Below are 9824 nucleotides of genomic sequence, written 5' to 3' on the forward strand. Positions count from 1 at the left end.
AGATCGAACCGCACGGCCCCATCGAGACCGAAGCAGCCCGCCGCCTCGCCGACGACCTCAAGAACGAGTGATCACCCGATTACCCAACACTTTCTAAGACGCGGCGCGGGGCAGGCCGAGCGCGTGGGTGCGGTGGGGCGGGCTGACGTGGTGAGGGGTGCGGGGGCGGTTCCCGCACCCTCACGTGGCGGTTCGGTTGGCGGCTTGGCCGGTGGCGCCGGCGGTCCGGCTGCCGGCACAGTCTCAGCGTGATGGCTCCAGGGGGCCCGACGCGGCCGGCGAGTCCGCCGACCTGCGCTGGCGCATGGCAGTGGCGGACGGGATCAGGGCGGCCGCCAGCAGCGTGACGACGAGGAACGAGACCGTCAGCGAACTCGCCTGGGCGATGCCGCCCACCACGGCCGGGGCGACCAGGCCGGAGGTGTACGTGATGGTGGCGACGCCGGCGATGGACTGGCTCGGGTTGGTACCGGCCCGTCCGGCGGCGGCGAACGCGAGCGGAACCACCACGGCGATACCTATGCCGATCAGCGCGAACCCCGGAATGGCCAGGTACGGGCTGTCGGTGACGACCACCAGCAGTCCGCCGACGCCGGCGACCGCGCCGCTGACCCGTACCGTGCGCACCGGGCCGAGGCTGCGGATCACCGCGTCGCCCGCCAGGCGGGCTGCGGCCATGGTGGCGGCGAAGGCCGTGAAGCACGCGGCGGCAATCGACGCGGAGGCGCCGGTGACGTCGCGCAGGTACACGCCGCTCCAGTCCATCGACGCGCCCTCGGCGAAGACCGCGCAGAACCCGACCAGACCGATGAGCAGTGCCTCCTTCGGTGGCAGTGCGAAGCGGGGCGGTGCCTCCTCGTCGACGGCCGGCCGAACGTCCAGCACCCCGCGCGACACGATTTGTGCGAGCAGCACCAGAACCAGTGCGGTCACCGCGAACTGGATCCGGGCGTCCACCTGCTGATGCGCGGCCAGCACACCGAAGCCGGAGGCGACCAGACCGCCCAGGCTCCACATCCCGTGCAGACCCGACATGATCGACCGGCCGAGCCGTTTCTCGACCTCGACGCCCTGGGCGTTCATCGCCACGTCCGACATGCCGGACGTCGCGCCGTAGATGAACAGCGAGAGGCAGAGGACCACCAGGTGCGGGGAGAGCGCGGGCAGCGCCAGCGACAGACACCACAGCGACAACAGGCCCTGCAGCGCGGCCCGGGCGCCGAAGCGGTGCACGATGCCTCCGGCCAGCGGCATCGCGATCGAGGCGCCGATCGCCGGGAACACCAGGGCGAGACCGAGCTGGCCGGGACTCAGATCCAGCTGGTCCTTGATCCACGGGATGCGGCTGACGAAGGTGCCGGTGACGGCTCCGTGGACGGCGAACACCAGCGCCACACTCAGCCTTGCGCGCCGGACGTCCTTGAGAGTTTCGCCCACGCCGGGCTCCCCCTTGGGTCGGTCGGATTGGAAATAAACTATCAGGGACCCTGCCTGATAGAAACCTCTGGAAGGATGCAGGCTCATGACGACCGCTCGCACTGCTACGCCGAGCACCGCCCGGGCCATCAACGACCGGCTCGCCCTCGACCTGCTGCTCGAGCGGGGCCCGCTCACCGCATCCGACCTGCGCACGCTGACCGGACTCTCCCGGCCCACCGTCGCCGACCTGCTCGAACGCCTCCAACGCAGCGGATTGGTTGCCCAGGCAGGGGAGAGCGCCGCACTCCGCCGGGGCCCCAACGCCCGGCTGTACGGGCTGGTCGCCGATCGGGCGCACCTTGCCGGGATCGACATCCGCGCCACCGGTGTCAGCCTGGTCGTTGCCGACCTGACCGGCCGCACCCTCGGCACGGCCACCATCGCGGCACCGGCGCGGAGCGAGGCCGAGGGACCGGGCAGGCCTCCGGCCGCGGTCGATGGGGCGGCCGGAACCGCCGGAGCCGCTGTTGATGTCCCGTCGCCGACCAGGGCGGGAACAGCCTCGTCCGCCGAGGGCGGGCCGGGGGACGGCGATCTGCTCGTCGAGCGGACGGTCGAGGCACTGCTCGCGACCGCCGCTGCGGCCGGCGCGCAGGACCTGCACACCGTCGCGGTCGGCGCGCCCGGGCTGGTGGACCCGGTGAGCGGCGCACTCAACAACTCCGGGAAACTGCCCGAGTGGCACACCAAGTTGCTCGCCGCCCTGCGCGCCCGCCGCGGGACAGAGGTGATCCTCGAGAACGAGGTGAACCTGGCCGGGATCGCCGAGCACCGGATCGGCGCAGCCCAGGACCGGAAGGACTTCGCCCTGATCTGGTTGGGCCACGGCGTGGGCGCGTCGGTCGTCCTGGATGGTCGGCTGCGACGTGGAGCCTCCGGCGGCACCGGTGAGATCGGGTTCCTGCCCGTCCCGGGAACCGGCGGCCTGCCGGACGCCACCCGGTGCGACGGCGGCTTCCACGCGCTGGTCTCGAGCGCAGCGATCTGCGAACTCGGCGCCCGCCATGGCCTGGACGCCGAGCCTGACGGATCGGAACCCGGCGCCGAAGCCGTCGTACGACTCGCGGTCCGGACCGGAGCCCACGACTTCCTGGAGGAACTGGCCGGACGGATCGCCCTCGGAGCCTCGTCGATCTGCGTGGTACTCGACCCCGGCTGTGTGGTGCTGGGCGGTGAGATCGGCCAGGCCGGGGGCCCCGAACTGGCCGCCCGGGTCGAGCGCCAACTCGCCCGGCTCTCCCCACTCGCCACCGAAGTCCGCGCCGGTACGGCCGGTGGCGGCGCCGTGCTTGCCGGTGCAGTGCTGACCGCCGGGGACGCGGTGCGGCGCGAGCTGTTCGGAGGCGAGTGAGGCTCGGGTCGTGGCCGACGCGCGGGTTGGATGTGATCGTTTCGTGCGGCCGGCGGGTGGTCGGGTCGTGCGTGGGCAGCGCGCCTTCTGGGGTGAGCAGGGCCTTCGAGGGACTGGATCGGCGCCGCGACTGCTGATTTGCCGCCTTGGCGTGGTCGTCGGGAGCTGCGGCGCGGCTGAGGTGGGGGCCAATCCGGAGGCCCAGCCGCGATCGTCCGGGCGGCGGTTCGGGGGCCACCGATGGTGGGGTCGGTACGGGGCCGGCTGCCGGTAGGGCAGGATGGCGGAGTCTCCACCTTCCGTGAGCTGCCCAGGAGCTGCATCCATGGTCATCCCCGACCCGCCCGTCCACCCGTACCGCATCGGCGAGGCGGCCTCGATGCTCGGGGTGAGCGCCGACACCATGCGGCGGTGGGTGGATGCGGGGCGGCTGCCGGCGACCCGGGACGAGCACGGGCACCGGATCATTGCCGGGGCCGAACTCGCCGCCTTCGCACGTGAGTTGGCGCGCCCCGAGAACAGCGAGGCGGAAGGCCGGTCCTCGGCCAGAAACCGGTTCCCGGGGATTGTGACCGCGGTGGTGCTGGGCGACGTGGCCGCGCAGGTGGAAATCCAGGCTGGGCCGTTCCGGGTGGTTTCGCTGATCAGCCGCGACTCCGCGGAGGAGCTCGGTCTGGTGCCCGGGGCACCCGCCACCGCCGTCATCAAGTCGACCAACGTCGTGGTCGAACGCCGTTGACCCGTTGCCCGGCCGATGAGCCGAGGCCGCGTTTGCAGTGGCCTCCCGGCCCGGCGGGGCGTGATGCCCGCCGCCAGGTATCGGAGGTACCTGCACAGCGACGAGCGGGCGCCGCCTAGGATGCGGAGTTCTGCGGCCAACCGCCGGCGAGGCGGCCCGTGGTGTGAGCTGCCCGACCGTGTGAGAGGACGACCCCGTTGAAGAGCCGCGTGCGCGCCGTTGCCCACCGTGGTGACCCGTACCAGCACCGCGAGAACACCCTGCCCGCGGTCAGTGCCGCCCTCGCGGCGGGAGCGGACGCCGTCGAGGTCGACGTCCAACTCACCAGGGACGGCGTGCCGGTCCTGCTCCACGACCGGACCCTGGAACGGCTCTGGAACGACCCGCGCCCGATCAACCGCGTGACCTCCGAACAGCTTGAGGAATTGGCCACGCCCGGCCTCCGGATCCCCACCCTCGCGGAGATCCTTCCGGTCGTCGCGCAGGCCGACGGCCGACAGCTGCTGGTCGACCTGGACGACGCCCAGCCGGCCGCCGCGACCTGGCGCACCGTCAGCGATCTCGGCCTGGCCGACCGCGTCGCATTCTGCGGGTCCGTCGCCGCGATGCTCGCCGTGCGGGAGCTCGCACCCCAGGCGGAGATCTCGCTGACCTGGAACCGACTTCAACTGCCCAAGCAGCGGCTGCTGGACGAACTGCGCCCCAGCTACCTCAATCCCCCCTTCGGGCTGGTCGACGAGCGACTGGTGGCGACTGTGCACGACGCCGGCCTCGCCCTCGCCACCTGGACCGTCGACCTCCGCAGGACGATGCGACGAATGCTCGACCTCGGCGTCGACTCGCTCACCTCCAACCGAGTGGCCCTGCTGCGCCGGACGATCGACCAGCACGCCCGCTGAGCCGGGGCGCCCGGGCCGCGCCGCCGGTCGGGCCGCCGGTCGGGCCGGGCCCGACACTGAAGGGCTGTGGCGCACCGACTTGATGTCCGAACCGGTGCTGCGGTCGCGGTTCTGGTCGGTGGCCGCCGTGAGGCCGACCGCAGGCTCGAACGTCGGGCCTTGGGCCCTGCTCCGGCGATGGAGCCGGTGTGCGGGCATCGGGGCTGCACTGCGTGCGACGTCTGCAGCGGGCGGTGTCTCAGGGGTCGGCGAGCCTCGTGACACTCCACTGCTGTTGGGCTCGCCGGCGAGCCGCCGGAGGAGACGCCAGTGTGTTGTCCTCCGCGCGATGCCGAAGACCCGAGCGGACGCCCTGGAGAGGAAGGCGAATGCCGTGCAGACAGTGCTGACAGGTGCGGTCACAGTATGTCCAATCTGCTTGTCGACCCGGCAGCGTGTCCGGGAGTGCGAGGGCGTAGTGGGCGGCCGGGGGTTCTGGATTGGGCTGGGAGCCAGGTAGCGCTGATGAGTTGATGGTCCGTTCGGCGGCGGCGTGGGCGGCGCGCCGCCCCACAGGCGACTACCTGCTGTGACAGCAGGTGTGTGCTGAAATGACACGATCATGGCGGCGCGTGGGCGGAGGTGGCGGTGGCAACGGAAGGCCCCCCGGAACCTCGCGAACCGAACGAGCACCCCGGGCCGCCAACGCCGTCCGGTGACGAGGGCGGCTCGGAGCAGCCCAATGTGAACGACTCGGCGGGTGACCCATCAGGGGCAGAGCCGGCCGACAACTCCGGCGCATCTGGGCCTGCTGATCGCAGACCGTCCTTGGGCGGAGACTCCGGTCCGGCCGATGACGGCGCAGCTGGTGAGACCAGCGGAGAGAGGGCTGGCGGTACTGCCTCCGGCGAGAAAGCCGGGAAGGGCGGCCGGCGCCCCTCCGGTGCGGTGCCGGCAACTGGCGAGCAATCGACGTCAAGTGCGTACACCTCCATAGGTGCTGAGGGCTTGTCGGAAACGGGCGCGGTGGTGGCCACCCGCAGTACGGCGCCGGACGATCGGAGGCCGGCCCTGATGCTGCCGCCATCCGTTCGAGCCGCCGCTGCCTGGTCGGCCGCGGTGATCCTCTTCGTCACCGTCGCCGGGGCTGCGGTGTTCGTGGTCGTGGCGCTCAGAGCAGCGACCATCCCGATGGTGGTTGCACTCCTGGCCACCGCGCTGCTCTACCCGGTCATGCCATGGCTGGTGAACCGGGGCGTCGGCCGTGGAGCGGCAGCTGGACTGACCTGTGCCACCCTGGTCCTCGTTGTCACCGGAGGCATCGCACTGCTCGTCAACTCTCTGGTGAACAGCGCCCCACAGATCGCTGCGGGACTCCAACAGGCGGGCGACCGGATCGCCTCGTGGCTCGGACCACTCGGCGACAGGATCCAGTACGCGCTTCGGCAGAGCGCAGGCTCGGGAAGCAACCTGGTGGATTCCCTCGCCAACGGGGTCCTGTCGGGACTTGGCCTGGTCACTCAGCTGCTTACCGGAGGAGTGCTGGCCCTCGCGCTGGTCTTCTTCTTCCTGCGCGACGGCCATCGGTTTGCCGACGCCATCCACGAACTGATGCCGGGCAAGCACTCCGACACGGTGATCGCCTGCGGTCAGCAGGCCTTCGCGGCCATGGCCGGCTTCATGCGCGGCACCACTTTGATCGCGCTGATCGACGCGACATTCATCTCCATCGGACTGCTGCTCCTCGATGTTCCGGGTGCGGCCGGACTGGGTGCTCTCGTTTTCATGGGGTCCTACATTCCGTTCGTCGGGGCCTTTCTCTCCGGGACTATGGCGGTACTCGTGGCCCTGGCGAACGGCGGTCTCGGCACCGCCCTCTGGGCTCTTGGCGTGGTGCTGGCAGTGCAGGCGATCGAAGGCAACGTGCTCCAACCGGTCATTCAGAGCCGGACCGTCGAGCTCCACCCGGCGACGATCATGATCGCCGTGGTGGCCGGCTCCGGGATCGCCGGAATCATCGGAGCGTTGCTCGCCGTGCCGGTCAGCGCGGCCGGCCTCGGTGTGGTGTCGGTGCTGCGTGGCGGCGCGGAGACACCTGGGGCGCCCACGAGCCGCCGCAGGCGAGTGCGCTCCGAGAGCTGAGGTGTTCGCTGATCAGTGGCTTGCCGTGGCGAACGTGGCTGGGTGGGGCGGACAGCTGCGGATCTGACTGCTGGTCAGCGATGGCCTCCTGGGTTGAGGTTCCGGCGGTCGACACCGGGTCGACGGTTCGGCAGCACCACCGGGTCGGGTTGGGTGGTTGCCCCGGTGATGGTGCGGTGGTCAGGGAGCGGGGAAGTAAGCGGCGAGCCAGCGGTCGAGTTCGGCGAACACCTGGGCCCGGACCGGCTCGGCCGAGAGGACCAGGTCATGGATACCCCCTTCGATGCGGATAGTGGTGACGTGCTGGCCGAGGCGTGGTGCGAGCGCGGCGATGTCGTCGGCGCGGAGGACAGCGTCGGTGTGCATCAGTGCGGGATCCCACCGACTGGTGACGGTGGACGCGGTGGAAGCCATCATCAGGATCGGGCAGCCGAGGGAGAGCCCGCGTCGGACCGTACGGTGTCCGCGCTGGATCGCCGCCAGCCAGCCGGCGTAGAGCGGGAAGCCCTCGGCCGGCTTCAGAGCGAGGTCGAACTCCCAGCTACCGCGGTGCTTCCGGTGAAGACTGTGGACATAGTGCGGGTTGAGCGGTGCCGGCAACTTCCGGGTAGGGGCGGCCCTGCCGAGAGCATCGAGGGCCGGCGCCCCGAGCTTGCGGACCGCGGGTGCGGCAGGCATCGACAGGAACGGGCTGTTGAGGAACAGACCGTCGACCAGTCCACGTCCACCACGACGGGACGCCCACAGCGCCGCCACCAGCCCACCAGTGGAGTGCCCGTTCACCAGCACCCGACTGTGGCCGTCGAGTTCCCGGATCACGCGGACGGCTTCGTCCAGTTCTTCGTCGTACGAGGCGAGGTCCGTGACGAAGTTGGGGGACTGGTGGGGCCGAAGCGACCGGCCATACTTGCGGAGATCCAGGGCGTAGAAGGAATAGCCGGCGGCGGTGAAATGATCGGCGAGGTGGGTCTGGAAGAAGTAGTCGGTGTAGCCGTGCAAGTACAGCACCGCCTGGCGGGATCCCGGAACCAACCGGCGGACCAGCGTGGCGCTGACCTCTCCTTCTCCATCCGGGATCAGTGGGAGCTCCGCCGCCTCGTACGGGGCACCCAGGATGTCTTCGCGGAACTCCATGTCAACCACACCCACTTCCTGCTCTGCTCGCCGCCCCGAGGCCGTTCGAGGCGGTGCCACTTCCGCGACCATACCGGTCGGTAAGTCGTTCCGTTTGGGAAGACTGCCCTGGTCGGGCCTAAGCTGCCCGCATGGCTGCCCCTTCGTTGATCGTTCTCCTCACCGTCACCTTCCGGAGGGCTGTCCGATGACCGGCCCGGCCGCCGGCCTGCCGGAGCCGCGCCCCGTCGAGCGCGAGGTGGCGCTGGGGACAGCCAAGCTGATGCCCGACATCGATGACGAGGGTGGTTGGCTGCTCACCCTCGACGGCACCCCGCAGTCGTATGTCGACCTCCAAGACCCCACGCATCTCGAGTTCGAATACGTCCAGCGAATTGCGCATCTGCTGGACGTGGTCGCGGACTCCGGAGAGCCGCTCGACGTCCTGCACCTCGGCGGTGGTGCGCTCACCCTGCCCCGCTACCTGGCACATACTCGGCCCGGCTCGCGGCAGCAAGTGGTTGAGGTCGACGGGCCGTTGACCGAGTTCATCGCGGAGCACCTTCCTTGGCCGTCCGGCATCGACGTGGTGGTCGGCGACGCGCGGTCGGCACTCGAATCTGTGGCGCCGAGAACATTCGACGTCGTGGTGGCTGACGTCTTCCGGGGCTCGCGGACGCCGGCACACCTCACCAGCGTGGAGTTCGTCCGGCTTGCCGCCGCCACGCTCAGGCCCGGCGGGTGCTACGCGGCGAACCTCGCAGATGGCCCGCCACTCGCCTTCGCCAAGGCCCAGGTGGCCACCGTCGCCGCTGTCTTCGCTCACGTCTGCCTGGTGGCCGAGCCCAGCGTGCTGCGAGGCCGGCGGTACGGGAACGTTCTGCTGATCGGCTCCGATGAGCCGCTGCCCACAGGGGAGTTGAGTCGGCGGCTCGCCTCCGACCCCTTCCCTGCCAGGCTGACGGAATCGCCGCAGCAGGCTTCCGAGCCGGTCACGGATGCGACTGCCGAGGATTCGCCGCCGCCACCGGCCGGGGCGTTCTCGCTGAGCTGAGGTGGACAGCGGGTCACGCGGGCTGCTGTGCTGGAAGTCGTACCTGATGGCGAGCTCCTTTCCTGGAGGCGAGGTCGGCTGGTCGGCTTTGGCCGGCGAGCCGGACATTGGCTGAGGCATCGGCTGGACGGAACGCTGGAGAGTGGCGGCGTGGGCGGACCGTCCAGCCGACTTCGCGCGTGGTCGGGCGGATTGGCTGTGTGGTGGGGCTGATCAGTCTGCGGAGAGAACAAGCCGGCGCGCTGTCTCGCGGTAGCCGAGCAGTTCGAAGGCGGCGATCATCGGGTGATTGGCGAGGTTCGTGTCGGCGCGGATGACGGTTGCCTTGGCCTCGGTGGCGAGGACCCGGGTGACCTCGGCGAGGATCTCCGCTACGAAACCCCGCCCGCGGAACTCGGGAAGGACTCCGAGATAGCCCACCACCGAAGCGGCGGAGTTGCGTGAGGGGATCCCGAAGCCGACCACCTGCCCCGTGGGAGTTCGAGCTATTCGCCACCAGGAGCGGTCACCGAGCATGTCATGGTGGTAGAAGGCGACGTCGTTCCGGGCTTGCTCCGCCGGCCCGAGAAGCAGCGACTCCCGTGTGGTGGCCGCGTCCAGGCTCCCCGGTAGAGCCCGGCGGAAAAGATCGACGAAGACCTCGTCGTCGGGTTCCGGTGCGAACACCAACCGCTCGGACACGGTGGGGACTGGCCGCTCCGCTTCCCACTCGAAACGGAGACGCTCGGTGGCAAGACGGAGGCCGGCCAGCTTCGCGGCCTCGCGGCGCCACTCCACTGCTGCCGCAGCCTCAGGTTGGCCACGCCAGTTCGCAGGCAGGAACAGGTGGTACTCCGGTGGGACGGCCAGGCTGTCGGCGGCGAAGACCTGGTGGGCTGCGGTGAGCAGAGCGGCGGCGATCGCAGAGCGAGGGTCGCTGGGCAGCAGGCGCGCTCCAGGCCCCGGTGTATCGAGGTTTGTGAGAGCTGTGGCCGCCTCAGCCCGAATCCACCGGCCTGATTCGAGTGTGATCGTTTCGGAGGTTCGTGGCGGCTGCCCGGTGGGTGGGTGTGGGGCATCTGCTGGTCT

The 9824-nt window shown here is 70.3% G+C and carries 8 protein-coding genes; 5 read left to right on the plus strand and 3 right to left on the minus strand.

Annotation, left to right across the window (positions count from 1 at the left end; translation table 11 throughout):
- Positions 1–243: 243 nt before the first annotated feature.
- On the minus strand, positions 244–1437 hold the full coding sequence (locus ACIHEI_RS37220; RefSeq protein WP_396609958.1) for an MFS transporter: 1194 nt from the start codon (positions 1435–1437) through the stop codon (positions 244–246).
- 85 nt (positions 1438–1522) lie between these two features.
- Between ACIHEI_RS37220 and ACIHEI_RS37225 the strand changes: the two genes are divergently transcribed.
- From ACIHEI_RS37225 to ACIHEI_RS37240, 4 genes are all read left to right on the plus strand, one after another.
- Entirely contained in the window at positions 1523–2830 is a 1308-nt protein-coding gene (locus ACIHEI_RS37225; protein WP_396609959.1) for an ROK family transcriptional regulator, read from the plus strand.
- Between the two features lie 325 nt (positions 2831–3155).
- Entirely contained in the window at positions 3156–3569 is a 414-nt protein-coding gene (locus tag ACIHEI_RS37230) for a molybdopterin-binding protein (protein WP_396609960.1), read from the plus strand.
- A gap of 197 nt (positions 3570–3766) precedes the next feature.
- Positions 3767–4468, plus strand: a complete 702-nt coding sequence (locus ACIHEI_RS37235; RefSeq protein ID WP_387865060.1) for a glycerophosphodiester phosphodiesterase — start codon at positions 3767–3769, stop codon at positions 4466–4468.
- Positions 4469–5455: 987 nt separating this feature from the next.
- Complete coding sequence (locus tag ACIHEI_RS37240) at positions 5456–6589, plus strand: AI-2E family transporter (RefSeq protein ID WP_396609961.1); 1134 nt, start codon at positions 5456–5458, stop codon at positions 6587–6589.
- A 180-nt stretch (positions 6590–6769) separates the two neighbouring features.
- On the opposite strand, the gene ACIHEI_RS37245 is transcribed toward ACIHEI_RS37240, so the two are convergent.
- Positions 6770–7723, minus strand: coding sequence for an alpha/beta hydrolase (locus tag ACIHEI_RS37245; protein WP_396609962.1), 954 nt, complete (start codon positions 7721–7723; stop codon positions 6770–6772).
- Positions 7724–7910: 187 nt separating this feature from the next.
- Between ACIHEI_RS37245 and ACIHEI_RS37250 the strand changes: the two genes are divergently transcribed.
- On the plus strand, positions 7911–8756 hold the full coding sequence (locus ACIHEI_RS37250; RefSeq protein WP_392954441.1) for a spermidine synthase: 846 nt from the start codon (positions 7911–7913) through the stop codon (positions 8754–8756).
- A gap of 213 nt (positions 8757–8969) precedes the next feature.
- On the opposite strand, the gene ACIHEI_RS37255 is transcribed toward ACIHEI_RS37250, so the two are convergent.
- Positions 8970–9824: GNAT family N-acetyltransferase (locus tag ACIHEI_RS37255; RefSeq protein WP_396609963.1), on the minus strand; the 855-nt coding region annotated here is incomplete at its 5' end.

Source organism: Kitasatospora sp. NPDC051984 (assembly GCF_044593455.1).
Classification (GTDB): domain Bacteria; phylum Actinomycetota; class Actinomycetes; order Streptomycetales; family Streptomycetaceae; genus Kitasatospora.